Raw genomic sequence first — 25327 nt, 5'->3', positions numbered from 1 at the left:
TTGGAAGGCAGGTCTATGGCATCGGTTGCATTTCTCGGTCTTGGCGTCATGGGCTATCCGATGGCCGGGCACCTCAGGAACAAGGGCGGCCATGACGTCACCGTCTACAACCGCACCAAGGCAAAGGCCGAGCGGTGGGTGGCCGAGCATGGCGGCAAACTGGCGTTGACGCCGGCCGAGGCAGCCGAAGGCAAGGAATTCGTCTTCTCCTGCGTCGGCAACGACGATGATCTGCGCTCCGTCACGACCGGTGCGAACGGCGCCTTCGCCGCGATGAAGAAGGGCGCCATCTTCATCGACAACACCACCGCCTCGGCCGAGGTAGCGCGCGAGCTTGACGAAGCCGCGCGCAAGGCCGGCTTCTCCTTCCTCGACGCGCCGGTGTCAGGCGGACAGGCCGGCGCCGAGAACGGCGTGCTGACCGTCATGGTCGGCGGCGATGAGGCCGCCTTCGACAAGGCCAGGCCCGTCATCGACGCCTACGCCCGCATGGTCGGCCTGATGGGATCGGCTGGCGCAGGCCAGTTGACCAAGATGATCAACCAGATCGCCATCGCCGGCCTCGTCCAGGGCCTGGCCGAAGGCATCCATTTCGGCAAGAAGGCCGGCCTCGACATCGAAAAGGTCGTCGAGGTGATCTCCAAGGGTGCTGCCGGCTCCTGGCAGATGGAAAACCGCCACAAGACAATGAATGCCGGCAAATACGATTTCGGCTTCGCCGTCGATTGGATGCGCAAGGATCTCGGCATCTGCCTGGCGGAGGCCAATCGCAACGGCGCCAAGCTGCCGGTGACCGCCCTGGTCGACCAGTTCTACAAGGATGTGCAGGACATGGGTGGCAAGCGCTGGGACACGTCATCGCTGCTGGCGCGCCTGGAAAGATAGGTGACGATGCCCCTGCCCGATCCGAGTTGGAGCGCCGACGACATCGTCGCTCATTTGCGTTCGGTCGGCACCGAGGACAATCGGCCGGGCATGGCGCGCTTCGGCATCAACACCGCCAGCGCGCTCGGCGTCGGCAATTCACAATTGCGGCCGCTGGCGCGCAAGCTGAAGAAGAACCACGAGCGGTCGCTGCAGCTCTGGAACAGCGGCATCCGCGAAGCGCGGCTGATGGCCGCCTTCACCGGCGAGCCGAAGAAGGTCGATATCGATCAATGCCGGCGCTGGGCCGCGGATTTCGACAGCTGGGAGATCGTCGACACCGTAGCGGACCTCTTTGCCGAGACGCCATTCTGGCGCGAATTGATCGACGAGTTCGCTGGAGACGAACGCGAATTCGTTCGCCGCACCGCCTTTGCCATGTTGGCCTGGAGCGCGGTGCATCTCAAGAAAGAGCCGGACACGACCTTCCTGGCCTATCTGCCGCTGATCGAGAAGCATGCCGGCGATCCGCGCAATTTCGTCCGCAAGGCGGTCAATTGGGCGCTGCGGCAAATCGGCAAACGGTCGATGAGCCTGCACGCCCCTGCCCTTGCGCTGGCGGAAAGATTAGCGGCATCGCCGGACAAGACGGCGCGCTGGATCGGCAAGGATGCGGTGAAGGAACTGACGGATGCCAGACAGCTCGAAAGGCTCGCAGCCGCAAAAGCATGACCTTGCCGGGATTCGGTTCGTCGGGGTGACGCCAGAGACACGTGCCGACTTCGAAAACCTGTTCGAGCAGCCCGGCGCACCGAAATATTGCTGGTGCATGGCCTGGCGCCATTCCACTCGCGAGCACATTGAGAGCGACGAGAAGAAGCGCATGATGATGGCGCTCATCCACAAAGGCACCCCGGTCGGCATCATCGCTGAGATGGACGGCAGGCCGGTCGGCTGGTGCTCGGTCGCGCCACGCGAGACCTACCGGAAACTTTCAAAGCAGCAGGACGACACCGAAACCGGCATCTGGTCGATCGTCTGCTTCTATGTGCCCAGGGCCCTGCGCGGCGGCGGGCTGGCCTCCGCTTTGCTTGACGCTGCGATCGACCATGCCTTCAGCAAAGGCGCGCATACAATCGAGGCCTATCCTGTCGACGAGGCAGCACCCAGCTACCGCTTCATGGGATTTCGCGACATGTTTACTACGAAGGGCTTCCATGAGACCGGCACCGCCGGTACGCGACGGCATGTGATGCGGCTGGATCGGTGAGCCCGGATCGGTCACGACGCTTTTACTCGATTCAGCAAATGGACTGGCGGAGGATGGAGCGATCATGAGCAAGCGTTTCAAGTCATGCGCGGCGCTGGCGGCTGCGCTCCTCCTCGCAGCCACTGGAGCCGATGCTGCGGGCGATGTCGCGCATATCGTCTGGAAGGATCTGCGCCCCGCGACGCAAGCGATAGCCGAAGACGCGAACCTGCCGATGATCGCGGCAAAACTGCCCGACCATGGCGAGACCTTGTCGCTCAATCTGCAGGACAAGACGATACAATTAGCCGGATATGCATTGCCGGTCGATCGTGACGGCGACCTCGTCTACCAGTTCCTGCTGGTGCCGTGGACCGGCGCCTGCAGCCACATGCCGACGCCGCCGCCGAACCAGATCGTGCTGGTCACGCCGGCGCATCCCTACAAGATGAAAGAGGCCTACGAGCCAGTCGCGGTCACCGGCGTACTGAAGCCCGGCATGGAGAAAAGCCAGCTTTTCATCCTCGATGGCGTCTCGATGATCCAGTCGGGCTACACGGTGCGCAAGGCCGAGGTGACGAGCGTCGACAGCGTGCCGGACACAGTGACGCTCCCGGTGAACTCGCCGTGGAATTTTCTGAACAAAAAGAAGAATTAGGGCCGATCGGCGCAACCAGCGTCACGCCGCGTTCGCGCCCGATTCCTTGTCCAGCACCATGTAATCGAGCGGAATTTCCGTCGTGTACTTGATCTGCTCCATGGCGAAGGACGACGAGACGTCACGGATCTCGATCTTGGCAATCAGCCGCTTGTAGAAGGCATCGTAAGCGGCGATGTCGGGCACCACCACGCGCAGCAAGTAATCGACGTCGCCGCTCATGCGGTAGAACTCGACCACTTCCGGGAATTCCTGGATGACCTCGGAGAAGCGCCGCAGCCATTCATGGCTGTGCGAATTGGTGCGGATCGACACGAAGACGGTGACGCGCACATTGACCTTCTCATGATCGAGGATGGCGACGCGACGCTTGATGACGCCTTCCTCCTCGAGCTTCTGGATGCGCCGCCAGCATGGCGTCGTCGACAAGCCGACTTTCTTGGCGACATCGGCGACCGCGAGCGTCGCGTCCTCCTGCAAGAGGCGGAGAATTTTTCTATCGAGGCGATCCATGGGAGGCTCCAGGGGAATAGTTTGGCTATAATCCCTTTTACCGGAGCCTTTCACAAGAAAGAAATTCTGCCGATGGCGGTAAATGCGAGTGATTTCTTGCAGAATGGCTAATCAATACGATAGCGGATTTCCGACCTCAGGAAGGGCAGCAAATCCATTTCAAACCAGGGATTCTTCTTCAGCCAGCCGGTGTTTCGCCAGGACGGATGCGGCAGCGGCAGCACTTTCGGCATGGCCGGTCCATCCCATATGGCGCGCCAGTTCCTGACCGTCTCGGTCAGCGACGGCAGCCGTGCCGTGCCCATATGCCATGCCTGCGCATAGCCGCCGATGGTCAGCACCAGGTCGATCTGCGGCATCAGCGCCATCAGGTCCGAGCGCCAGGCCGGCGCGCATTCGCGACGCGGCGCCAGGTCGCTGCCCTTGGCGTCCTGTCCAGGAAAACAAAAGCCCATCGGCACGATAGCGAATTTTTCAGCGTCGTAGAACTCATCGCTGCTGACGCCGAGCCAGTTTCGCAGCCGGTCTCCCGAGGCATCGGTGAAGGGCATGCCCGACGCATGCACTTTTGTCCCCGGCGCCTGGCCGGCAAGCAGGACCCGCGCTGTGGAGGACGGCTGCAGCACCGGCCGCGGCGCATGCGGCAAAGGCCGGCCAAGCGGCTGGTCGACGCAGATGCGGCAGGCCCGCACCCTTTCGGTGAGGCGCTGCAGCGCTTGTCTCGTATCGGGCAGATTATCCAATTTCTGTCGCTCAGGCTGCCGCGCTTGGCCGGCTTGCAAGTGCCGCATACCAGCGCAGCACGTTCGTGCATTCTTCCGGCACTTTGATACGCGCTGGTTTCATGAAGTCGATGGCGATCATGCCGGTGATGTCGGCGACCGAATAGGCATCGCCGGCGGCGAATTCGCGATCCGCCAGTTCGTCGTCGAGCAGGTGCAGGAATTCGATCACCTTCGGTTTGTTGGCCTCGCCCCATTCCGGAACTTGCGGCACTTCCCATTCCTTCATCGCCGGATGGATGTGCCGGAAAGCGGCGGCGACGCTGCCCATCAGGTTCAATTCCAAGCGTCTTTGCCACATCTCGACCTTTGCCTTGCCGAGCGCACCCGTGCCGAACAAAGCGGGCGTGGGGTGCAATTCCTCGAAATAGCGGCAAATGGCGATCGATTCGGTGATGATGGTGCCGTCGTCGAGCTCGAGCACCGGCAGGCGCCGCAGCGGATTGCGCTTAGCCACCTGCTCGCCGCGATGCTCCAGCGCGCCCATGTCGACGGGCACCAGCGGCACCGTCAGCCCCTTCTCGGCAAGGAAAACACGCACGCGCCGGGGATTGGGCGCCCGGCCGCCGTCGAACAGCTTCATTCCATCCTCCAGCTTCTCCACCGGATCATAGGTGCGGGTCCGCCCATCACCAGAAGCGAACAAATTCGCGCAACGCATCGCCGAACGAGGCCAGCACGCCGTGCTTTCGCTCTACCGGCGCACCGTGATGGCTGTCGCGCCAGTCCTGCGGCTCCGCGAAGGTGCCTGCCCAGATGCCGGCCTTGGCCGCTCTCGCCACTGCTTCCTCGGTCTCGAAGTCGCCGAACGCAACCGCCCATCCGGCCTGCACCTGGGCCTGGTTTAGGTCGGTATCACCTGCCTTGCAATCGCCGAGCAGGCGGCCGTAGCGATCGCGCCGCCAGCCGCTGCAGACAACAGGCCTGCCGGCGATCAGGCGCACCAGCGACTGCCGCGCCAGCTTGCCGCAGGGATAGTCGGCGCCGGCCTTTTGGCAGGTCTGCTGATACTCCGGAGCGTCGATGCCGCGCATGCGGATGCGCTCGGCCCCGAGCGTGATCGAATCGCCGTCATTGACGATCGCCGTGCCTTGCTCCTGGCGCCTCTCGAAGCGGTCGAGGCGTGCCGCCACCAGGATGAGCAAACCAAGCAGAAGAATGGCAAGTCCGTAGTCCAGCAGCTTGCGCCAGTGGCTCCGCGGCGGGCTCGCCACATAGCGTCGGCGCGGTCCTCGCGGCCCGAAACGGCTCATATGGCAAACAGTCTCTTAATCATTCGAACGTAGCTTAACGAACCGGAAGTCGCTGCGCGCAGAAATTGAAGTCTGTATGCCTTTGCAACGCTCGAACACAGCGGATAAATTTATTGTGGACCGCCGTAAACCGCACCGCAACAGCGATGTGGCGCGCGCGGTGCGCAAGACGCGCGACCGCCTCTCGCAACAAGCGGGCAGCCTCGACTTCGACCGTGAACTGCTGAAGCTGCATGCCCGCGCCATGGTGGTCAGCGCGGTCGCGATCCCCTTGCTCGTGCTGGCCGTGGCAGCCATCGGCCGGCTGGCGGGTCTGGACAGCCAGATCGCCATCTGGGCCGTGTCGACGCTGCTTTGCTACACGATCGTCGCTTTCATGGCGCGTCGCGTGGAGCGGACTGAGGCGGCCGAACTCGACCCGGTGCAGACACGTCGCGACTTCCTGATTGGCCATTTCCTCTGCGGCATTGGGTGGGCGTGGTTCGCCTGGTTCGGCTGCGCCACATGCCAGATCGACCAGTTCCATGTGGCCAAGGCCATGGTGCTGCTGATCGCAATGGCGACGACCGCCGTGATGGCCTCTTCGCTTGGCGGCGCGCTGTTCGCGACCTTTGCCATTCCCGTTGCCGTTTATGTCTACACCGTCATGCGCCTGTGGACGCCGATCGAAGCCACGATGGCGGCCTTGCTCATCGCAGCGCTTCCCTTCTTCGGTTACGTCGCGCGTCATCTCAACCAGGCTTCGTTGATGGTGCTGTCCTTCCGCTCGGAAAAGGACGCGCTGATCGCCGAGCTGGAGACGGCGAAATCGATGTCGGACGAGGCGAGGCGGCGGGCCGAGGACGCCAATCTAGCGAAATCGCGTTTCCTCGCCTCGATGAGCCACGAGCTCAGGACGCCGCTCAACGCCATCCTTGGCTTCTCCGAAGTGATGGCCAATGAAGTGCTGGGGCCGATGAACAATCCGACCTACCGCGACTATGCCCATGACGTGCACGAGTCCGGCCAGCACCTGCTCGACCTGATCAACGAGATCCTCGACCTGTCGCGCATCGAGGCCGGCCGCTACCAGCTCAACGAGGAGCCGGTCGTGCTGGTGACCATCGTCGAGGACTGCTGCCATATGATGGAGCTGCGCGCCCGCAACAAGGACATCCGCATCATCCAGGAGTTCGAGGAGACCTTGCCGCGTCTCTTCGCCGACGAGCGCGCCGTCAGGCAGATCACGCTCAATCTTCTGTCCAATTCGATCAAGTTCACCCCATCCGGCGGCGAAGTGCGCGTGCGTGTCGGCTGGACGGCCGGCGGCGGCCAGTACATCTCGGTCAAGGACAACGGCCCGGGCATACCGGAAGAAGAAATCCCGGTGGTGCTTTCCGCCTTCGGCCAGGGCTCGATCGCCATCAAGAGCGCCGAGCAGGGAACCGGCCTCGGCCTGCCGATCGTGCAGGGCCTGCTCGCCATGCATGGCGGCGAGTTCGAGCTTCATTCCAAGCTGCGCGAAGGCACCGAGGCGATCGCCATCTTCCCGTTGAGCCGGGTGATGGAGGAACTGCCGGCCTTGCCGACCAAGACGGTCGCCGCGCGCGGACGCCGTTGACTCGCCGGGCGCTAAAGCCGCACAGCCAGCGCCATGCCCGAGCTGGTCAGTGCCGCGGCCTTGACGATACCGGCGGCGAGAGCAGCCCCTACCCCTTCGCCATGGCTGATCCCGAAATCAAGCAGCGGCCGCAATCCGAGCCTTTCGGTGGCCTTGGCGTGGCCTGGCTCCGGCGTCAGGCCGGCAAGCAGGCAATGATCGAGCGAGCCTGGATTGGCGGCATAAAGGACGGCGGCCGCCGCTGTTGCCGCGAATCCGTCGAGCAGGACGGGAATCTTCTCCATGCGCGCCGCGAGAATGGCGCCGCAGATGGCCGCGAATTCGCGCCCCCCGACCCTGCGCAAAACCTCGAGCGGATCTCCCAGACCCGGGCCATGGAATGCCAGCGCCCGATCGACGACCTCGGCCTTGCGTGCGATCATCGCCGCATCGGCGCCCGAACCCGACCCGACCCAGTCGGCTCCCTCGCCGCCGAACAGGGCGGCGCAAAGCGTGGCGGCGATGGTCGAATTGCCGACCCCGAGATCGCCCAGGCAAAGGAGGTCGGCGCCACCGGCGACCGCTTCCATGCCGAAGGCCATGGTTGCGGCGCAGCCGCGTTCATCGAGCGCGGCCTCCTCGGTGATGTCGCCTGTGGGGATATCCAAGGCGAGGTCGAAGACTTTCAGGCCGAGATCGTTGGCGATGCAGACCTGGTTGATCGCGGCCCCGCCGGCGGCGCAGAGTTCGACTTCATTTGCGGTCGCCGCCACCGGCCGCGGCGAGATGCCGTGCCTGACGGCGCCGTGATTGCCGGCGAAGATCGCCACCAGGGGCCGATTGATCGCCGGCGGCGCGCGCCCGCTCCAGGCAGCAATCCAGGCTGCGATGTCCTCGACGCGGCCGAGCGATTCCTTCGGCTTTTCGGCTTTGGCGAAAAGCGCCCGGACGCGGGCGCTCGCCGCATCGTCGGCCGGCGGCAGGGCCGCCAGAAGGTTTCGGAAATCGTCGAAAGGCTTAGCAGGCATTATGTCGGTCGCAGTTCGTTGCGGAAGTCGCAGGCGGCATAGCCGCCTTCTCCATCCGGCACAACTGCCTGGCGATGCCGCGAACGCGTCGCCTTGCGGCGCAATGCGGAGGGCTTGCATTGCTCCGGCGGTTGCACCATGTGGAATAAAGCCAAGAGAACAGCATGACCGCCATCGAATCTCCCTGCATCCTGGTCTGTTCGATCGATATGAAAACCGGCTTCTGCTTTGGTTGCGGCCGCACACGCGACGAGATTTCCGCCTGGCTCGCGATGACCCCTGAAAAGCGCCGGGCGGTGATGGCCGAACTGCCCGCGCGGCTCGAAACGGTCGAGCGGCGGCCGCGCCGCGAAACCCGGCGTACCCGCATGGCGCGCGAGCGCGGCGTTCTGTGAGAAGAAACCGATGAACCGGTTGTTCTGGATCGTCATGGCGGTGATCGGGGTCGGGGTCGTGCTGCTCATGCTCAACAATTCGGCCGGCCGCACTTTCGGCATGAACAACAATGATTTCGGCCGGCTTATCTGGGTCGGCGTCCTGGTGATGGTGATCGGTGCGAGCCTGCTCCGCTCCGGCCGACCGCTGGGCGACATGGCGCGCAATCTGGGCGTCTGGGCGGCATTCGTGCTCGTGCTGATCGCCGGCTACCAGTATCGCTACGAGTTGCAGGATGTGGCGAGCCGCGTCACCGCCGGCTTTGTCCCGGGCAGTCCGTTGGCTTTAGGCGTGGAGAATGGCCGCCCGACCGTCACGCTCGACAAAGCCGACAACGGCCATTTCGAAGCCCGTATCCTGGTCAACGGCACGCCGGTGCGCGCGGTGGTCGACACCGGCGCGACCAGCACGGTGCTGACGTCCGAAGATGCTCAAGCCGCGGGCTTCAACCCGGCGGCGCTCAGCTACAGCGTGGATGTCGCCACGGCCAATGGCAGGGCGCGCGCGGCGACGGTCAGGACCGACGAGGTGGCGATCGGCGGCATCGTGCGCAAGGACATGTCGGTGATGGTCGCCGCGCCCGGCATGCTTGACCAAAGCCTGCTCGGCATGAACTTCATCGGCTCATTATCGGGTTTTGACGTACGCGGCGACCGCATGATCCTGCGGGACTGATGCGTGTCGCGCGGCAGTATGCGGCGCGACACGCATTAGCCGACAGTCAGGCTGCCTCGGCTTCTGCCGCCGCGAAATCGATTGCCAAAAACGCGGTCTTCAGCACCTCCGGCCCGGCGCCGGGTTTGTTCGCGTCGGTGGAGAGGATCTGCCGGAAGCGGCGCGCGCCGGGCAAGCCGTGGAACAGTCCGACCATATGGCGGGTAATGTGGCCCAGTCGCCCGCCCCGCTCGACATGGCGCGCGGCATAGCCGGCCATGGCATCGATCAGCGCCGAATAATCGAAGGCGGCAGGCGTCTCGCCATAGAGGGCGGCATCGATGCCGGTCAGGATCCCCGGCGTATGATAGGCCGCGCGGCCGAGCATCACGCCGTCGACATGGGAAAGATGCGCCGACGCCTCGGCGAGCGACTGGATGCCGCCGTTGATGCCGATGAATTCGTCCGGCTTTCTGGCCTTCAGCCGATAGACGCGCGGGTAATCGAGCGGCGGGATCTCGCGGTTTTCCTTGGGGCTCAGCCCTTCCAGCCAAGCCTTGCGGGCGTGCACCCAGAGCGCGTCGGCGCCGGCGGCGAGCACGCCGTCGGCGAGCATGTCGAGCGCAGGCTCTGGGTCTTGATCGTCGACGCCGATGCGGCATTTGACCGTGACGGGGATTTTCACCGCGGCCTTCATCGCCGCGACGCACTCGGCGACCAGAACCGGCGTCTTCATCAGGCAGGCACCGAACGTCCCCGACTGGACGCGATCGGACGGACAGCCGGCATTGAGGTTGATCTCGTCATAGCCGAAGGCTTCGCCGATCCGCGCTGCCTCGGCGAGCTTTGCGGGATCCGATCCGCCAAGTTGTAGCGCAACCGGGTGCTCGACATTGTCGAAACCGAGCAGTCTTTCGCGCGCGCCATGTATGACCGCATCCGCCACCACCATCTCGGTGTAAAGCAGCGCGCGGCGCGTCAGCTGACGGTGGAAGAACCGGCAATGCCGGTCCGTCCAATCCATCATTGGTGCTATGGCTAGCGTCGTCCGCATAAGCCTATTCAATGCTGTTTGCCCCTGTCATAATCAAATCTGTCAGCGCAATATACCGCATTCTCTTTTATTTTCAGATACTTCGATGGCAGGGACATAAGTCCCATTTCGAGAGGGACCATTTTCCTCAGTCACATAGTTATTAAAAAATCAATAGTCCAGTTTTAATTTTCCACAAATAAGAGTAAACATTAGCTGCTCATAATATGAGCATTGGAGGCGTGCAGGCAGTCATGCCTGTTGGGGAGGGGCGGTTAGTATGCCCTCATTATCGATCCTTGGCGGCCGCCGTTGGTGGGCCGCCGATGCGCGCAGGACGCATCCCCCTAGAATTGCCTGACGGGGCAAGGAGCGGAGGATCAGCGGCGGTTCCTCCCAACCCCCTCTACCCCTCTTGAGAGTCAATTCACCACTCCAGTTTTCTTTAACGATGGCGCGTGGCGCTGGCCTGGCCAGCGGATGCGCGTCCGTGCGGCCGGTTGCCGGCGTTGGGGCTGAAATCGCGCCTGCCGCATTTGAACCAGGGGAGAATTTCCAATGGCACTCGACATCACAGCTCAAGACATCATCATCGACGAGACCACCGGCCTGCAAGATGACGACATCAACCCGGCCCTTCCGCCGCACAGCACCAACAACACACTTACCTATCTCTTGGGCCTCGACGGCCCGGGAGGGTTAGCCTCACCCGAGGTCGCCTTCCAGAGCGACTTCGTGATCGCTACGGCGAGCGCCGGCGAAACCATCACTTCGGTCATTCTCACGCAGAATGCCTCCGGAACCCCATTCTCCACCACCGCCGGCGTCAATAGCGGCATTAAGACGGTTGATGGCAATTATGTCTGGCTGTTCCAAGACGCTACTCATCCGAACGTCGTGATCGGCGTCATCGGTACCTCCGACGCGAACGCGGCGCCCGCTGCGAGCGGGCCGCTTGCCTTCTCGTTTGCGTTGATGAACACCGCCACCACCGGTCATTTCGACCTGTACACGGTCCAATATGTACCGTTGTTCAATCCGATTGCGTCCGATCCCGACGACCGTATCGATCTGACCGACAAAGTGTTCGCGTCGGTCGCGGGGACCGGCGTAGTCGGTTTCTCGGGCCAGAATGCCGCTCCCGGCAATCACGATTTCTACGTGATCAATTCGCCGGATGACGCTTCCAAGCAGATTCTGGTGACAGGGTTCTTGGGGACCACCAACGCCACCGCCAACGTGAGTACACAGGGCTTCGGCGTCAACAACCAGAGCATCAACCCGACCGAAACGCTGCAGGTCGATTTCGTGACCGGCGGCAACCTCGCCGCGGGCACTGCTTCCCAAATCCAGTACGGCAGCCATCTCGAAAATATCACACAGGCGGGATTCACCATCAACCAGATCACGCCATCCAATCCGAATTTGCGGGTGGACATCAAGATCAGCGCTTTCAACGTTGATAACAATGAGCAGGGCTTGAACTTCTATGACGGCAGCCCGACCCACGCCGCGCCCATCACCAGCCTCTCATTGACCGGACAATCAGGGTACGCCTCCGCCATCACGGCCAATGGCACTTACCCCACGGGTAGCGGCAACGTTACCGTTAGCGGGATGGGCACTGGGGTCGTCACCATCACCGGGCTCGACAACATCACCACCGTCAACATCACCACCAGCAGCCCGATGGATCGTCTGACGGTTTCGGGGGTCGATGCGAATGAAGGATGCGACATCACCGAGTTCCATTTCAAGACGACGACAACCAACGCCTACACCGAACAGGTTGGCTCGTTCATCAACTTCGATGACGATGGGCCGGCGCTTTCGATCACCGCCGCGCCGGTGGTTGGCGCCGCCGAGGTGGTCGAGGCGAGCGGGGTTGCCGGTCAGAGCCAGGCGACGATCACGCCGCCGACCTTCAACGCGAGCGCGGTCGATGGCTATACCACGAATGTGACCTACGCGCTGGCCCTGGCGGGCGGAACGGCGACCGGGCTGCTGACCACGGTCGGCAACCATGCGATCACGCTAGTGGCCGACTCGGCCACCCAGATCTCGGGCATGTACGACAGCAACGGCGACACCACGCTCGATGCGACGGCGTTCACGGTGACGCTGTCCGGCACGACGGTGACGCTGACCTCGCTGGTTGCCCTTGAGCACTCGAATGCGCCGCAAGGCGTGGGCGAGGACAACACCCTCGACCTCAACGGCCTGATCAACGTGACGGCGACGGTGACAGTGACCGACGGCGACCAGGACGTGGTCTCGCAGCAAAGCTCGAGCTCGGGCCTATCGCTGACCTTCGACGACACCGATCCGGCGCTTTCGATCACCGCGGCGCCGGTGGTTGGCGCCGCCGAGGTGGTCGAGGCGAGCGGGGTTGCCGGTCAGAGCCAGGCGACGATCACGCCGCCGACCTTCAACGCGAGCGCGGTCGATGGCTATACCACGAATGTGACCTACGCGCTGGCCCTGGCGGGCGGAACGGCGACCGGGCTGCTGACCACGGTCGGCAACCATGCGATCACGCTAGTGGCCGACTCGGCCACCCAGATCTCGGGCATGTACGACAGCAACGGCGACACCACGCTCGATGCGACGGCGTTCACGGTGACGCTGTCCGGCACGACGGTGACGCTGACCTCGCTGGTTGCCCTTGAGCACTCGAATGCGCCGCAAGGCGTGGGCGAGGACAACACCCTCGACCTCAACGGCCTGATCAACGTGACGGCGACGGTGACAGTGACCGACGGCGACCAGGACGTGGTCTCGCAACAAAGCTCGAGCTCGGGCCTGTCGCTGACCTTCGACGACACCGATCCGACAATCACGGCACCGTTCGACGCTGATCCCGTTACTGCTGGCATCCAAACCCCGGAGCATCTTGGCAACACCGTGGGAGCGTCGGCCAGCGGGACCTTTGGATACGAGATGACGGACAGGCACACGGCCGCTGAGTATACGGCGGGTGTTAGCGACTTCGCCGACCAGGATAGCGTGACTACCGGCATCCAGCTCAGCCTTGGTGGCAACCTCACAGGTCTTGTCCCCAACACGCAGACGCCGTTCATTAGCTCGTCCGCGGCGCTCCAGTCGGAAGACGCCACCCAGGCAACGTTCAACTGGCAAATCTCGTACGACAGCGACCCGAATACGGCCGGCGACCAAACGGCCACGGCGGGCGGTACCCTAGTCTTCAACAAGACTGCTGACACCTACACCATCACCTTGAACGACGCGGTGGAGGGCTTCACCAAAGACATCCTGCACACCAGTGAGCTTCTATCCAAGGAGCCCACGAGCAATGTCGGCCACCCGAACATTGTGGTGGAGAAGCTCTTCGAGGCGGACAGCACTCCCGAAACGACCGACCGGGACTTCTTCGTGCAGTTCACGGCGAACTCGGTCACCAACACCATCAAGTTCGGTCTTAACTCCACCGGCGACAGCGACAACGCGACACCCACCGACACCGCGTGGAACCCTGGCGATCTGGTCACCAACAACCACGAGGACTGGGTGTCTGCCACCCAGAGCACGAACGGGGTCGCTGGCGACACCATCCAGAAAGGCGAATTGCTGACGCTGCGGTTCTTCGACACCAGCCCCGGCATCGGCACCGAGAGCATCACCCCGAGCCAGACGGCGGCCGACATGGCCATCAAGTTCGACGGGATCGGCACCAGTGAGGACCTGATGGTCATCCTTCAACTCGTCAGCAGCACGGACAGTAGCGTGCATACCACGAAGGCGATCTACATCGAGAACGCCGACATCTACAAAATGGGGCAGGTGCCCACCGCATACGCAGCCGACTTCCCACTCGATAATAACGACGGCCTCATCATCATCGAGAGGAACGACTACAATGGTGTCGGCGAGAATTGGGTGATCCAGGGTGCCCAGATCATGCAGTCCGGCAACGGAATCACCGGCGACGGCACGGCGATCGACCTGAACCGAGCCACTGGCTCAGGTGGCGGCAGCTCTCAAACCACATTGGTGAACTGGGACCCGACCGACAACGACGTCTTGAAGATCGTGGACCTCGGCTTCACCTCGACGCAGACCACGACACCGGACGCGCACCTCGACTTCGGCGTCCAGATCGCGGACGCGGATGGCGACACGACAGCGGTGCAGCACATTCTGGTCGACATCGCCTGACGCCCGCCTTACGGGGGCAGCCGATGCTGCCCCCGTAACGACACCGGCCCAGACGCCAATTCAACGCCGGGGCCGGGCACTGACAAAAGGCATCGAAGCGGGGGGTCCGTGATGCAGCCAAGACCGCAATTCCAGGAAGTGATGCATCTGGCCCGCCATCAGGTGCCCGCCCTCCTTCTCTTCAGCCTGCTTACCAATCTCCTCCTGCTCGCCAGCACCGTCTACATGCTGCAGATCTATGACAGGGTGCTGTCGAGCGGGTCGATCGACACGCTGCTATGGCTCACCCTTGCCGTCATCGGCGCCATCGCCGTCTATGGCCTGCTGGAACACGCCCGCCGGATGATGCTCGGGCATATCAGCCAGTGGCTGGACGACCAGCTCAGCGTTCCGGTGATCGAACGCGCCATGGAGGCGCGCCTGGCCGGCAGCAACCTCGAAACCGGCCTGAAGGACGTGGGCGATCTGCGCGGCTTCATTGCCGGCGATGGCATACTGACCTTCCTCGACGCGCCATGGACGCCGGTCTTCCTGGCATTCATGTGGTTTTTGCATCCAGCATTGGGTGTAGTCGGCCTTGCCGGCGCCGTGCTCCTGTTCTGCGCCGCGCTCGCCAACGATTTCCTCACCCGCCGCAAAGGCCAGGATGCGGCAGCGGGGCTTCGCCGCAGCCAGGCCGCCGTCGGTCAATTTGTCGACGGCGCCGAGACATTGCGCTCGCTCGGCATGTCCGAGCCGGCGCTGCGGCGGTGGGAGCAAAACCAGCAATCGCTGATCGACATCCAGACTCGGATTTTACAGCGCACCACCATCATCGGCAGCCTGTCGCGTTCGCTGCGTCTCGCCCTTCAGGTGGCCGTGCTGGGGCTCGGCGCCTATCTCGTCCTGCGTCGCGAGCTGACGCCGGGCTCGATGATCGCGGCTTCCATCCTGCTCAGCCGCGCGCTGGCGCCGATCGAGCGCTCGATAGGCGCCTGGCGCAGTCTGGTCAGCGCGCGGACCGCGCGCCGCAACCTGATGAAGCTTTTCGCCGAGACCAGGTCGATGCAAACAGCCGGCGTCAGCCTGCCCCGCCCGCAAGGCCGGCTGAAGCTAGAAAACCTGCATTATTGTGCGCCAGGGACGTCGCAGGCGCTGCTGAACGCGATAGGCTTCGGCGTCGAACCCGGCCAGACCTGCGGCGTCATTGGCCCATCCGGCTCGGGCAAGACCACGCTCTGCCGTCTCATTGTCGGCACGCTGCGGCCCTCGCTCGGCCACGTCCGGCTGGATGGCGCGGAGGTCTGGAACTGGCCTGCGGAGGAACTCGGCCAGCATATCGGCTACCTGCCACAGCAGGTCGAGCTGTTCCCTGGAACGATCGCCGAGAACATCGCCCGCCTGCGTGACGTCGACAGCGAAGCGGTCATAGCCGCGGCACAACTCGCCGGCATCCACGAGATGATCCTGCGACTGCCGAGCGGCTATCGCACCGAAGTCGGACCGCATGGGGTCCGGATATCGCGCGGCCAGCGCCAGCGCATCGCGCTGGCCCGGGCGCTATTCGGTGACCCGCCGCTGATTGTCCTCGACGAGCCGAACACCGGCCTCGACGGCGAAGGCGAAGTGGCGCTGTTCAACGTGCTCCAGCAGCTCAAGGAGCGGGGCCGCACGGTGGTCGTCATCAGCCATCAGACCAATCTTCTGCGCACTGCCGACCATATCGCCCTCATCCGCGACGGATCCCTTTCGATGTTCGGCACGCGCGACGAGGTGCTCGGCGCGCTGGCAGGCCAGTCCAGGCACATCTCGGTGCCGGCGGCCATACGGGACAAGATCGCCGCCAATGCGCCAGCAAACCGGAAGGCAGGGGAGTGAGCCATGGGCGGTGATCGATTTGGCGACTTCTCGACGATGCTGGACAGGCTGATGGATAGCTTGGGCGCGTTGGCGGACAGACTGTCCATTTCCGCAGGCGATCTGGTCGCCGCGGCATCGATTTCGTTCCGCGGCCTGAACCAGCCGACGCGCGTCACGATGATTGCGGCCGCCGGCGTGCTCGTCCTGCTGCTGGCTTCAGGCTTGGTCCGGCGGCGGTCACCTGCCCTCCGCGCCAGCGGCCGCGACCTGAACCAACGGACGCGGCCAGCGCGCATGCTGGGCTATGTGTCGGCGATCGTCTTCGTGGGCGGCACCGCCGCGTGGTCAAGCGTCGCCCTTCTGGCAAGCGCCGTCGTCGCCAACGGCGTTGTCAGCCCCGAGGGCTATCGCAAGACCGTCCAGCATCTGGAGGGCGGCATCATCGGCGCGATCCATGTAAAGGAAGGCGACAAGGTGAGCGCCGGCCAGGTGCTGATCAGCCTGAAGACGACCGACGCCCAAGGTCGCTATGACGAGTTGCAAGGCCACTATATCCGACTGCTGGCGACCGAAGCGCGCCTGGTCGCGGAGCTTGCCGGGCAGGACCGGATCACCTTCCCCAAGGAGCTGACATCGATCGACAGCGAGACGGCGCGAAAGGTGGTCGCCGAGGAACAGGCGCTGCTCGACAGCCGCCTGGCGACCCGTGCGGGGCGCACGCAAATCCTCAACAAGCGCATCGCGCAAATCCAGGAGCAAAGTACAGGATCGAGGGAGGTGATTGCCGCCGAGGCCGAGCAGCTCAGGCTGATCGACCAGGAGATCGCCTCAGCGCAGGAAATGTACAAACAGGGACTGGAGCGGCTGCCGCGGATACTGGCGCTGCAGCGGTCCCAGGCCGAGATCCGCGCCAATCAGGCATCGAACCGCGCGCAAGTGGCACACAACGACCAGCAGATCGGCGAGACCGAGTTCCAGCTTCTCAACCTACGCCAACAGGACAGCGAGAGCGCCAATGAGGATCTCGCAAAAGTGCGAGGGGACCTGGCTGAACTGCGCAGCCAATTGCCTTCGCGCCAGGATGTGCTGGCCAGGACCGACATTGTCGCACCAATCGCCGGAACGGTGATGAACCTCCGCATAACGACCGAATCGGGCGTGATCGCAAGCGGCCAGGCGCTGCTTGATATCGTTCCCAACGAGCCCAATCTGGTCATCGATTCACGCATCAAACCGGCGGATATCGACGTGGTACATCCTGACATGCCGGCTCGCGTGGTTTTGTCGGCCTATCCGAGCCGGCATCTGCCGCAAATCCATGGCCTGCTCACATCGGTGTCGGCCGACCGGCTGACGGACGAAAAGACCGGCGAGCCTTATTTCCTCGCCAAGGTCAAAGTCGACACCGCCGATCTCGCAGAGCTGCATGACGTGCACTTGTCGCCCGGCATGCCGGCGGAGGTCATGATCCTGACGGGAGAGCACACTTTGCTCGACTATATGCTGGCCCCGGTGCAGGCTTCGCTCACACGCTCTTTCAAGGAAAACTGAATCGATGACAGCACAGCGACGTCGGCCATAAGCCGACGCCTCATCGTCGCATCTGTCAGGCGCAGCCGCGCGGGCGTGACGGCGCTAGCGCCTCAAGGCGTGGACATTGTCCATCGACGCGCCGCCCAGCGGCAGCGCCATGTCGTCGTCGAGCAGCCGGGTGATGCGAGCAAAGCCGACAAAGGCTTTGCGCGCTTCCTCGGCCGACATCTTGCCCGATAGTGCCGCCGCGCAGCAATTCAGGGCGCATTGATAAACCGGGCCGCGCCGTCCCGTTGGCCACTTCCGCAGGAACACCATCGCCTCGGAGACGCTATCGACTTCCTCCACAGGGTATCCCTGCCCACGCGCAATTCGCACTGGGGTAAAGAAATGCAAGCGATCCATAATTATCCTCCCGGTCGACCGCAGCGCAGTCGAACCGCAATAAACGCACGTCCCGCGAATCGGTTCCAAACAAATTTGGTTGCCGATGGAAAAAAGTTCGAAACGCGGGCCCGCGCCTGACATGCGCGAAAATCAGTTGGCGACTCAGCCAATGCAGGCCTGGAGCCGCCGGATAACGGCGATTCTCATTGAATATCTTTAAGGCGAAAGCCGGCAAATGGGTTGCTTGCCGGTTACCCTGCGTCAGGCTTAACCTCCGCGGTCACCGCGTGAGGGCGCGTTTTGCAAAAAGGGGAACACTTGCAATGACCATTCAAGGCGCATCGCCTGACCTCTACAATGAGGATCTGGCTCCCGCAACGGTCAGGAACTGGGGACCGTTTTCGATCTTCAACGTCTGGACCTCTGACGTCCATAGCCTCTGGGGCTACTACCTGGCGGCAAGCCTGTTTCTGTTCTGCGGCGGCTTCGTCAACTTCATCATCGCCATCGGCATCGGCTCGCTGATCATCTATGCGCTGATGAATATGGTCGGCTATGCCGGCGTGAAGACCGGCGTGCCCTACCCCGTGCTTGCCCGCGCCTCCTTCGGCATCTGGGGCGCCAACGTCCCGGCGCTGGTGCGGGCGATCGTCGCCTGCTTCTGGTACGGCGCCCAGACGGCCGCGGCGTCGGGCGCGATCGTGGCGCTGCTGACGCGCCTGCAATGGTTCGACGAGTTCAACAAGAGCTCGCACCTTCTGGGACACTCGACGCTGGAGGTGATCTGCTTCGTCATCATCTGGGCGCTGCAGTTGCTGATCATCCAGAAGGGCATGGAAACCGTCCGTCGCTTCCAGGATTGGGCCGGCCCGGCCGTTTGGGTCATGATGCTGATCCTGGCCATTTTTCTTTGCGTGAAGTCCGGCACTTTCGCCTTCACCAGCGACATCCCGATGGATGTGCTGCTGGACAAGACCAAGGATGCCGGCGTTCCGGGCGAGCCTGGGTCCTGGACCGCCCTGTTCGCGGTGGCAGCGATCTGGGTGACCTATTTCTCGGCGCTCTATCTCAACTTCTGCGACTTCGCCCGCTATGCGCCGGACAATGCGGCACTTCGCAAGGGCAACATCTGGGGCCTGCCGGTCAACCTCATCCTGTTCTCGCTGGTCGCCGGCGTCACCACGATCGCCGCCTATGACGTCTACCATGAGGTGCTGCTCCATCCCGACCAGATCTCGGCCAAGTTCGACAGCTGGTTCCTGGCCGCGCTTGCCGCGCTGACCTTCGCGGTGGCGACGCTGGGCATCAACGTCGTGGCGAACTTCGTCTCGCCGGCGTTCGATTTCTCCAACGTCTTCCCGCGCCAGATCGACTTCAAGAAGGGCGGCTACATCGCGGCGCTGATCGCGCTGGTGCTCTATCCCTTCGCGCCATGGGAAGGCAGTGCGGCTTCCTTCGTCAACGTCATCGGCGCGACGATGGGACCGATCTTCGGCGTGATGATGGTCGACTACTACCTGATCCGCAAAAGCGAAGTCGACGTCGAAGCACTCTATCGCGAAGACGGCGAGTTCCGTTTCCAGAGCGGGTGGCATGTCAACGCCTTCATCGCTGCCGGCATCGGCGCCATCTTCTCCTCGATCCTGCCTAACTTCACCAACTGGCTGCCGTCCTGGTGGGGCGTCTATGGCTGGTTCTTCGGCGTGGCGATCGCCGGCGTCGTCTACTACGTGCTGCGCACCATGGCGCTCGGCGCAGGCGCGAGGGTGGCGAAGGCCTGAAACAAGGCAGTAGGCAGTAGGGCTTAGGCAATAGAGAATGCCACCCTACTGCCTACTGCCTACTGCCTACTGCCTACTGCCTACTGCCTACTGCCTACTGCCTACCATCTCCGCCAGACGGCGCACCGTGTTCCAGTTGCGCGACGTGCCGATGCCAAGGCGTTTGTGATTGGCCGCGGCAAGCAGCCGCGAGTTCGGCCGCTCACGCGAGAAGACAAGCCAGATATCGCCGTCTACCACCTGCACCAACTCGTCGTCGGCTGCATAGGGCTGGAGGGCTTCGACGGTGTGCGCGGGCAGCGGCTCGCGCATCACGCGCACCGCAACCTGATCGGCCGCGTCCGCTGATTCGCCCGGAAACGGATTGGCGGCGGCAAGCTTCAGCCAGTCCTCGGCACCGCGCACGATGATGTCGACATGCCGGCCGAAGCTTTTCTCGAACGCCCTTTCCAGCCGGCGCTCGAGCTTTGAAAGCTCGCCTGTGCGCGCCTCGAACACCAGATTGCCTGTCGCCACCAGCGTGCGGACGTTTTTCAGCCCGAGGCTTTCCGCCATGGCCTTCAGGTCGGACATGACCACCCGCCGCCCCTCGCCCAGGATGATGCTGTAGAGCAGCGCGACATAAGTTTGCATTACGGTCCGCATAGCTGGCACGCAGGCCGGAGCCAAGGCGTACTGAGATTCAGGTCAGGCCGAGTCGAAAATGGTGGTTTCCGAGAACCGGAGCGGAGCGTACTTTTCGTACGTGAGCACCGGAAGCGCAGGAAGCCGCCATTTGCAGGCCGGCCTCACCTGAATATCAGCACACCTAGACGAGCCGCGACTGATCCACTGCAGCCGAGATAAAGCTGGCGAACAGCGGATGCGGGTCGAGCGGCCGGCTCTTCAGTTCGGGGTGATACTGCACGCCGATAAACCATGGGTGGTCAGGATATTCGACCGTCTCCGGCAGCACGCCGTCGGGCGACATGCCGGCAAACACCAGGCCGCAATCCTCGAGCCGCTGCTTGTAGTCGACGTTGACTTCGTAGCGATGCCGGTGGCGCTCGGAAATCTGCGTGTCGCCGTAGATATCCGCTATCTTCGAGCCCTTGGCGAGCTCGGCCTGATAGGCGCCAAGCCGCATCGTGCCGCCGAGATTGCCTGCGGCCTTGCGCTTCTCAAGCATATTGCCCTTCAGCCACTCGGTCATAAGGCCGACGACGGGCTCGTCGGTGGGGCCGAACTCGGTCGACGACGCATGGTCGACACCCGCCAGCGAGCGGGCCGCCTCGATGCAGGCCATCTGCATGCCGAAGCAGATGCCGAAATAAGGCACCTTGCGCTCGCGGGCGAACTTTGCCGCCAGGATCTTGCCTTCCGAACCGCGCTCGCCGAAGCCGCCGGGAACGAGGATGCCATGCACCTTCTCCAGCCACGGCGCCGGGTCTTCCTTCTCGAAGATCTCGCTTTCGATCCAGTCGAGCTTGACCTTGACGCGATTGGCGAGGCCGCCATGCGACAGCGCCTCAATCAGCGATTTATAGGCATCCTTGAGGCCGGTGTATTTGCCGACGATGGCGATCGTCACCTCGCCTTCCGGATTGTGGATGTGGTTGGAAAGCTTCTGCCACGGCTCCATGCGGGGCTTCGGCGCCGGGTCGATACCGAAGGCCGCCAGCACTTCCGAATCGAGGCCCTCCTGGTGATAGGCCAAAGGCACGTCATAGATATGCGGCACGTCCAGCGCCTGGATGACGGCGCTTTCGCGCACGTTGCAGAACAGCGAAAGTTTCCGGCGCTCCTCCTTCGGGATCGGCCGGTCGGCGCGCACCAAAAGGATGTCGGGCGCGATGCCGATGCCGCGCAGTTCCTTGACCGAATGCTGCGTCGGCTTGGTCTTCAGTTCGCCGGCCGTCGGGATGTAGGGCATCAGGGTCAGATGCACATAGACGGCGTTGTTGCGCGGCAGGTCGTTGCCGAGCTGTCGGATCGCTTCCAGGAACGGCATCGCCTCGATGTCGCCGACCGTGCCGCCGATTTCGCACAGCACAAAATCGTAGTCGTCGTTGCCGTCCAGTACGAAATGCTTGATCTCGTCGGTGACGTGCGGGATCACCTGCACAGTCGCGCCGAGATAGTCGCCGCGCCGCTCGCGCTCGATGATGTTCTTGTAGATGCGGCCGGTGGTGATGTTGTCCTGCTGGTTCGCCGAGCGCCCGGTGAATCGCTCGTAATGGCCGAGATCGAGGTCGGTCTCGGCGCCGTCATCGGTCACGAACACTTCGCCGTGCTGATACGGCGACATCGTCCCGGGATCGACATTGAGATAAGGATCGAGCTTTTTGATCCGCGCGCGATAGCCTCGCGCTTGCAGAAGAGCCCCAAGAGCTGCTGCGGCGATGCCTTTTCCGAGTGAGGAAACCACGCCGCCTGTGATGAATACATATCGCGCCATGGGAGTCATCGCTTAACGCGGCCTGATTGATTCCGCCAGAGAAAAAACCGCCGCGAAGGCTTTTTCCCAAAATGGCGCCGGGCCCCGCATGGGCTTGGATTCAGTCAAAACAAAAGGGCCGGCGATGCCGGCCCTTTCGGCAGTTTGACGGAAAGCCTTAGATAATAACAACCTTCGTGCCGATCTTGACGCGGCTGTAGAGGTCCATGACGTGCTCGTTGATCATGCGGAAGCAGCCATTGGAGGCGCTGGTTCCGATCGACTGCGGCGCGATTGTGCCGTGGATGCGCAGATGCGTGTCCTTCTTGCCGTCATAGAGATAGATGGCGCGCGCGCCGAGCGGGTTCTCGCCGCCGCCGGGCATGCCGTCCTTGTACTGGCCGTAATGCTTCGGCTCGCGCTTCTGCATGTCGAGCGTCGGTATCCAGCGCGGCCATTCCTGCTTGTCGCCGACGGCTACCGTGCCCTTGAACTGCAGGCCTTCGCGGCCGACCGCGATGGCATAGCGGCGTGCCGTGGAAAACGACTCGACGAGATAGAGGCGGCGCGCGCTGGTGTCGATGACGATGGTGCCCGGCTCATAACCGGTGAACGTGACGTCCTGCGGCACGAATTCCGGCTTCACCTTGAACGGCCGCTTGGCGGCCTTCTTGGCCAGCGCCGAATCAAGCGCACGGGTCTCGGGCAGGTAACTGATCGAGCTCACCGACGAGCCGCCGAAGAGGCCGGCAAACAGCCCGCCGCTGCTCGTCTGCTTCTGGCCGGGCTGCTCACTGCGCAACTCGCCATTGTTGCCGGTAGCGGTGATGTTCATGACCTCAGCCGGGATAGGCTCCTCGGCCTTGACCGGCATGATCTGCGCGACCGGGTCCAGCGGCGCGATGATCTTGGTGGTCTTCTTGGCCGGCCTGGCGTCGGCGACCTCAGCCGGCGCGGCAGTGCCCTTCTTAGCGAGCCATTCCTGGCGCGCCGCGTCAGCCTTGGCCTTGGCGGCCTCGCGCATGGCCATCTTGCGAGCCTCGAGCGCCTTATCGTTTGCCGCCTGCTTGTCGGCGGCGATCTTGGCCTCGAGCTTGCCGATCTGCGCGAGATCGTCCGAGGTCGGATTTTTCTTCTTCTTGAGAAGCCTCAGCTGCGATGCGTCGCTCTTGGCGGCGGCAACGGGAATGGCGTCGGTTTTCTCTACCGACGGGGAGGAGACCTTAGTTGCCGGTCCGGCAAGGGCCGCGGAACCCATGCCGAGGACGGCACAGACTCCCAAAATGATGAAGCTGCGAAGCTGCATGGCGAAGATCCGATCGTTCAATGCGTGTTGCCCACGGCGTCGCCCGGCGTCCCCCAAGGACGCCAAAAGTGCCGCGCGCAATCTATAATCGATTAGCTGTCATCGCCTCAAGCTGAGGCAGGCGCCACGCCCGGTTGAATCTTCGTGATCGGGCGCGCATTTGCCGCGACTGTGTTCAAAGAACAACAGATCGCGGCAGTGCTTGTCCGGCTACTGGTTCGGAACCTGAGGGGTGACCGGCAAGGTGACGCCGTTGGTCGCCGGCGCGGTGCTCGGATTCGCGGGCGCCGGAGCAGGCGTTGTGGCCGGAGCCGGCGCTGTGGCGCCGTTGGCAAGCGGCGTGGTGCTCGTCGCACCGCCAGCCGGAGCCGCGGGAGCAGAGCCGCCGGTCGGGGCTGCGGGCTGCGAGCTGCCCACCGGTCCGTTCGATCCCGGCAGTTGGTTGAGCACGCCGTTGCCCTGGCTGGACGTTGCCGGGCGGTCGAGGATGTCGATCGGCTTTTCGCCATAGCGGGCAAGGATCGACAGCGCCAGCGACGTCACGAAGAAGGCTGCCGCCAGGATCGCGGTGGCGCGCGTCAACGCGTTGGCGGCGCCACGAGCGGTCATGAAACCGGAACCGCCGCCGATGCCCAGGCCGCCGCCTTCGGAGCGCTGCAGCAGCACCACGCCGACGAGGGCGAGCACGACCATGAGGTGGACGACGATCAGTACGGTTTCCATAATTTATCCTGGCGAGGCCTTGCGCGAGCGCGCATACGACCGATGATTTGGAGGCGGCTCCTTACAATGCTTTGGCGGCATTTCCAAGCCCGTGGCCGGGAATATGGGAACCAATGCGGCCATTACAACGATTTAGCCCACGCGAGCCTGGGAGACGGCTAGGGTGTGATGAGATTCAGGTCAGGCCGGCATCACCTGAATATCAACGCAGGCTAAGCCATGTTCATATAAGCTTCCGCTATGGCCAGGAAGTCGGCCGCCTTCAAGCTGGCGCCGCCGACCAGCGCGCCGTCGACATTGTCGACGCCGAGCAGTTCCACCGCGTTGGAAGGCTTGACCGAGCCGCCGTAAAGAATGCGGGTCCTGGCCGCGGCATCGCCGAGCAGCGCGGTCAGCTTGCCCCGGATGTGCGCATGCGCCTCGGCGACATCGGCGGCGGTCGGCGTCAGGCCGGTGCCGATCGCCCAGACCGGCTCGTAGGCGATGATGGTATTGGCGGCGGTGGCGCTCGCCGGCACGGAACCGTCAAGCTGGCGCGACAGGACATCAAGCGTGGCGCCCGCCTCCCGCTCGGCGCGCGTCTCGCCGATGCAGATGATGGCCACCAGCCCTGCCCGCCAGGCCGCCGACGCCTTGGCATGGACCATTGCATCGTCATCGCCGAACAGCTCGCGGCGCTCAGAATGACCGACGATGACGTGGCTTGCGCCGGCATCCTTGAGCATCTCGGCCGAAATCTCGCCCGTGAAGGCGCCGCTCTCCTTGGGATGGCAATCCTCTCCACCGGCACGCACCGGCGTGCGCGACAGGATCTCGGCGGCGCGCTGCAGCAAGGTCGCCGGCACGCACACCAGCGCTTCGGTCTCCGCGTCGAGCCCACTCATGAACCCGTTGCCTATCGACCGCAGCTCGTTGAGCGAGGCGCTGGTGCCGTTCATTTTCCAGTTGCCGGCGACAAGCGGGCGGATTCCAGGGGTCATGGGGCGCGTTCTCCGAGCGACATTAAGCAGCGCCCTCACTACCAAAATCAGGTCACAAAGCAATCGACAGTGGACCGGAAGGGCGCTATTGCGCTTGTTTCAGACTCGGCGCACGCGAAAATGCGCAAAAATCGGAAG

Annotated in this window: 23 protein-coding genes; 11 read left to right on the top strand and 12 right to left on the bottom strand. The window is 63.4% G+C overall.

From position 1 onward, the window contains the following. Nucleotides 1-15 precede the first annotated feature (15 nt). From LB529_RS05865 to LB529_RS05850, 4 genes are all read left to right on the top strand, one after another. A complete protein-coding gene (locus tag LB529_RS05865; RefSeq protein ID WP_224710516.1) occupies nt 16-885 on the top strand; it encodes an NAD(P)-dependent oxidoreductase in 870 nt (289 codons plus the stop codon). Nucleotides 886-891: 6 nt separating this feature from the next. After that, entirely contained in the window at nt 892-1596 is a 705-nt protein-coding gene (locus LB529_RS05860) for a DNA alkylation repair protein (RefSeq protein ID WP_224710597.1), read from the top strand. Continuing rightward, complete coding sequence (locus LB529_RS05855) at nt 1556-2134, top strand: GNAT family N-acetyltransferase (RefSeq protein ID WP_224710515.1); 579 nt, start codon at nt 1556-1558, stop codon at nt 2132-2134. Before LB529_RS05860 ends, LB529_RS05855 begins: the two co-directional genes overlap by 41 nt. Before the next feature lie 64 nt (nt 2135-2198). Then, a complete protein-coding gene (locus LB529_RS05850; protein WP_224710514.1) occupies nt 2199-2771 on the top strand; it encodes a DUF3299 domain-containing protein in 573 nt (190 codons plus the stop codon). Between the two features lie 21 nt (nt 2772-2792). Here LB529_RS05850 and LB529_RS05845 read toward each other — a convergent pair whose 3' ends face one another. From LB529_RS05845 to LB529_RS05830, 4 genes are all read right to left on the bottom strand, one after another. Continuing rightward, nucleotides 2793-3284, bottom strand: coding sequence for an Lrp/AsnC family transcriptional regulator (locus tag LB529_RS05845; protein WP_006205209.1), 492 nt, complete (start codon nt 3282-3284; stop codon nt 2793-2795). 107 nt (nt 3285-3391) lie between these two features. Beyond that, nucleotides 3392-4027: a uracil-DNA glycosylase family protein gene (locus tag LB529_RS05840; protein ID WP_224710513.1), complete on the bottom strand. Its 636-nt coding sequence runs from the start codon at nt 4025-4027 to the stop codon at nt 3392-3394. 10 nt (nt 4028-4037) lie between these two features. Then, entirely contained in the window at nt 4038-4649 is a 612-nt protein-coding gene (locus tag LB529_RS05835; RefSeq protein WP_224710512.1) for a glutathione S-transferase, read from the bottom strand. Nucleotides 4650-4695: 46 nt separating this feature from the next. Beyond that, on the bottom strand, nt 4696-5319 hold the full coding sequence (locus tag LB529_RS05830) for a thermonuclease family protein (RefSeq protein ID WP_224710511.1): 624 nt from the start codon (nt 5317-5319) through the stop codon (nt 4696-4698). A 76-nt stretch (nt 5320-5395) separates the two neighbouring features. Between LB529_RS05830 and LB529_RS05825 the strand changes: the two genes are divergently transcribed. Beyond that, nucleotides 5396-6919, top strand: coding sequence for an ATP-binding protein (locus LB529_RS05825; protein ID WP_224710510.1), 1524 nt, complete (start codon nt 5396-5398; stop codon nt 6917-6919). 11 nt (nt 6920-6930) lie between these two features. Here LB529_RS05825 and LB529_RS05820 read toward each other — a convergent pair whose 3' ends face one another. Further along, nucleotides 6931-7926, bottom strand: a complete 996-nt coding sequence (locus LB529_RS05820; RefSeq protein WP_263497132.1) for a nicotinate-nucleotide--dimethylbenzimidazole phosphoribosyltransferase — start codon at nt 7924-7926, stop codon at nt 6931-6933. A 164-nt stretch (nt 7927-8090) separates the two neighbouring features. On the opposite strand from LB529_RS05820, the gene LB529_RS05815 reads away from it, so the two are divergent. Then, on the top strand, nt 8091-8321 hold the full coding sequence (locus LB529_RS05815; protein WP_224547769.1) for a DUF1289 domain-containing protein: 231 nt from the start codon (nt 8091-8093) through the stop codon (nt 8319-8321). A gap of 10 nt (nt 8322-8331) precedes the next feature. Beyond that, on the top strand, nt 8332-9036 hold the full coding sequence (locus LB529_RS05810) for a TIGR02281 family clan AA aspartic protease (RefSeq protein ID WP_095765387.1): 705 nt from the start codon (nt 8332-8334) through the stop codon (nt 9034-9036). Between the two features lie 46 nt (nt 9037-9082). Here LB529_RS05810 and dusA read toward each other — a convergent pair whose 3' ends face one another. Then, nucleotides 9083-10069: a tRNA dihydrouridine(20/20a) synthase DusA gene (gene dusA / locus LB529_RS05805; RefSeq protein WP_224710509.1), complete on the bottom strand. Its 987-nt coding sequence runs from the start codon at nt 10067-10069 to the stop codon at nt 9083-9085. A 537-nt stretch (nt 10070-10606) separates the two neighbouring features. Between dusA and LB529_RS05800 the strand changes: the two genes are divergently transcribed. The 3 genes from LB529_RS05800 to LB529_RS05790 all read left to right on the top strand — a co-directional run bounded on the left by LB529_RS05800 (nt 10607) and on the right by LB529_RS05790 (nt 17614). Then, entirely contained in the window at nt 10607-14224 is a 3618-nt protein-coding gene (locus tag LB529_RS05800; RefSeq protein ID WP_224710508.1) for a beta strand repeat-containing protein, read from the top strand. A gap of 111 nt (nt 14225-14335) precedes the next feature. Continuing rightward, the gene (locus tag LB529_RS05795; RefSeq protein WP_224710507.1) at nt 14336-16081 is read left to right on the top strand and encodes a type I secretion system permease/ATPase; all 1746 of its coding nucleotides are present in this window, start codon (nt 14336-14338) and stop codon (nt 16079-16081) included. A gap of 3 nt (nt 16082-16084) precedes the next feature. After that, complete coding sequence (locus LB529_RS05790; protein WP_224710506.1) at nt 16085-17614, top strand: HlyD family type I secretion periplasmic adaptor subunit; 1530 nt, start codon at nt 16085-16087, stop codon at nt 17612-17614. Between the two features lie 84 nt (nt 17615-17698). Here the strand turns inward: LB529_RS05790 and LB529_RS05785 are convergent, their stop codons facing one another. Further along, entirely contained in the window at nt 17699-18001 is a 303-nt protein-coding gene (locus tag LB529_RS05785; protein WP_095765383.1) for a DUF982 domain-containing protein, read from the bottom strand. A 305-nt stretch (nt 18002-18306) separates the two neighbouring features. Here LB529_RS05785 and LB529_RS05780 point away from each other — a divergent pair, with 305 nt between their 5' ends. Then, entirely contained in the window at nt 18307-19764 is a 1458-nt protein-coding gene (locus LB529_RS05780) for an NCS1 family nucleobase:cation symporter-1 (RefSeq protein WP_224710505.1), read from the top strand. An 87-nt stretch (nt 19765-19851) separates the two neighbouring features. Here LB529_RS05780 and LB529_RS05775 read toward each other — a convergent pair whose 3' ends face one another. The 5 genes from LB529_RS05775 to tpiA all read right to left on the bottom strand — a co-directional run bounded on the left by LB529_RS05775 (nt 19852) and on the right by tpiA (nt 25189). Further along, nucleotides 19852-20397, bottom strand: a complete 546-nt coding sequence (locus LB529_RS05775) for a DUF1697 domain-containing protein (RefSeq protein ID WP_224710504.1) — start codon at nt 20395-20397, stop codon at nt 19852-19854. 175 nt (nt 20398-20572) lie between these two features. After that, nucleotides 20573-22210 carry a CTP synthase gene (locus LB529_RS05770; protein ID WP_318012544.1) on the bottom strand — a complete coding sequence of 546 codons (1638 nt, stop codon included), beginning with the start codon at nt 22208-22210 and terminating at the stop codon, nt 20573-20575. 148 nt (nt 22211-22358) lie between these two features. Further along, a complete protein-coding gene (locus tag LB529_RS05765) occupies nt 22359-23486 on the bottom strand; it encodes a L,D-transpeptidase (protein WP_224710502.1) in 1128 nt (375 codons plus the stop codon). A gap of 210 nt (nt 23487-23696) precedes the next feature. Next, complete coding sequence (secG, locus tag LB529_RS05760) at nt 23697-24209, bottom strand: preprotein translocase subunit SecG (protein WP_224528672.1); 513 nt, start codon at nt 24207-24209, stop codon at nt 23697-23699. A gap of 212 nt (nt 24210-24421) precedes the next feature. Next, complete coding sequence (tpiA, locus tag LB529_RS05755) at nt 24422-25189, bottom strand: triose-phosphate isomerase (RefSeq protein WP_224710501.1); 768 nt, start codon at nt 25187-25189, stop codon at nt 24422-24424. Nucleotides 25190-25327 lie beyond the last annotated feature (138 nt).

The organism is Mesorhizobium sp. CA5, from assembly GCF_020165105.1.
GTDB lineage: Bacteria > Pseudomonadota > Alphaproteobacteria > Rhizobiales > Rhizobiaceae > Mesorhizobium.
The sequence above is the reverse complement of the archived record's forward strand: the minus strand, read 5'-3'. Positions and strand labels throughout refer to the sequence as shown.

What these genes read in the sequence shown, in the direction of transcription:
- LB529_RS05795 (WP_224710507.1), top strand. Translation starts at nt 14,336, where the DNA reads ATGCAGCCAAGACCGCAATTCCAGGAAGTGATGCATCTGGCCCGCCAT.
- LB529_RS05860 (WP_224710597.1), top strand. Translation starts at nt 892, where the DNA reads ATGCCCCTGCCCGATCCGAGTTGGAGCGCCGACGACATCGTCGCTCAT.
- LB529_RS05810 (WP_095765387.1), top strand. Translation starts at nt 8,332, where the DNA reads ATGAACCGGTTGTTCTGGATCGTCATGGCGGTGATCGGGGTCGGGGTC.
- LB529_RS05820 (WP_263497132.1), bottom strand. Translation starts at nt 7,926, where the DNA reads ATGCCTGCTAAGCCTTTCGACGATTTCCGAAACCTTCTGGCGGCCCTG.
- LB529_RS05855 (WP_224710515.1), top strand. Translation starts at nt 1,556, where the DNA reads ATGCCAGACAGCTCGAAAGGCTCGCAGCCGCAAAAGCATGACCTTGCC.
- LB529_RS05785 (WP_095765383.1), bottom strand. Translation starts at nt 18,001, where the DNA reads ATGGATCGCTTGCATTTCTTTACCCCAGTGCGAATTGCGCGTGGGCAG.
- LB529_RS05850 (WP_224710514.1), top strand. Translation starts at nt 2,199, where the DNA reads ATGAGCAAGCGTTTCAAGTCATGCGCGGCGCTGGCGGCTGCGCTCCTC.
- tpiA (WP_224710501.1), bottom strand. Translation starts at nt 25,189, where the DNA reads ATGACCCCTGGAATCCGCCCGCTTGTCGCCGGCAACTGGAAAATGAAC.
- LB529_RS05865 (WP_224710516.1), top strand. Translation starts at nt 16, where the DNA reads ATGGCATCGGTTGCATTTCTCGGTCTTGGCGTCATGGGCTATCCGATG.
- LB529_RS05775 (WP_224710504.1), bottom strand. Translation starts at nt 20,397, where the DNA reads ATGCAAACTTATGTCGCGCTGCTCTACAGCATCATCCTGGGCGAGGGG.
- LB529_RS05765 (WP_224710502.1), bottom strand. Translation starts at nt 23,486, where the DNA reads ATGCAGCTTCGCAGCTTCATCATTTTGGGAGTCTGTGCCGTCCTCGGC.
- dusA (WP_224710509.1), bottom strand. Translation starts at nt 10,069, where the DNA reads ATGCGGACGACGCTAGCCATAGCACCAATGATGGATTGGACGGACCGG.
- LB529_RS05790 (WP_224710506.1), top strand. Translation starts at nt 16,085, where the DNA reads ATGGGCGGTGATCGATTTGGCGACTTCTCGACGATGCTGGACAGGCTG.
- LB529_RS05835 (WP_224710512.1), bottom strand. Translation starts at nt 4,649, where the DNA reads ATGAAGCTGTTCGACGGCGGCCGGGCGCCCAATCCCCGGCGCGTGCGT.
- LB529_RS05770 (WP_318012544.1), bottom strand. Translation starts at nt 22,210, where the DNA reads ATGACTCCCATGGCGCGATATGTATTCATCACAGGCGGCGTGGTTTCC.
- LB529_RS05825 (WP_224710510.1), top strand. Translation starts at nt 5,396, where the DNA reads ATGCCTTTGCAACGCTCGAACACAGCGGATAAATTTATTGTGGACCGC.
- LB529_RS05815 (WP_224547769.1), top strand. Translation starts at nt 8,091, where the DNA reads ATGACCGCCATCGAATCTCCCTGCATCCTGGTCTGTTCGATCGATATG.
- LB529_RS05830 (WP_224710511.1), bottom strand. Translation starts at nt 5,319, where the DNA reads ATGAGCCGTTTCGGGCCGCGAGGACCGCGCCGACGCTATGTGGCGAGC.
- LB529_RS05800 (WP_224710508.1), top strand. Translation starts at nt 10,607, where the DNA reads ATGGCACTCGACATCACAGCTCAAGACATCATCATCGACGAGACCACC.
- secG (WP_224528672.1), bottom strand. Translation starts at nt 24,209, where the DNA reads ATGGAAACCGTACTGATCGTCGTCCACCTCATGGTCGTGCTCGCCCTC.
- LB529_RS05780 (WP_224710505.1), top strand. Translation starts at nt 18,307, where the DNA reads ATGACCATTCAAGGCGCATCGCCTGACCTCTACAATGAGGATCTGGCT.
- LB529_RS05845 (WP_006205209.1), bottom strand. Translation starts at nt 3,284, where the DNA reads ATGGATCGCCTCGATAGAAAAATTCTCCGCCTCTTGCAGGAGGACGCG.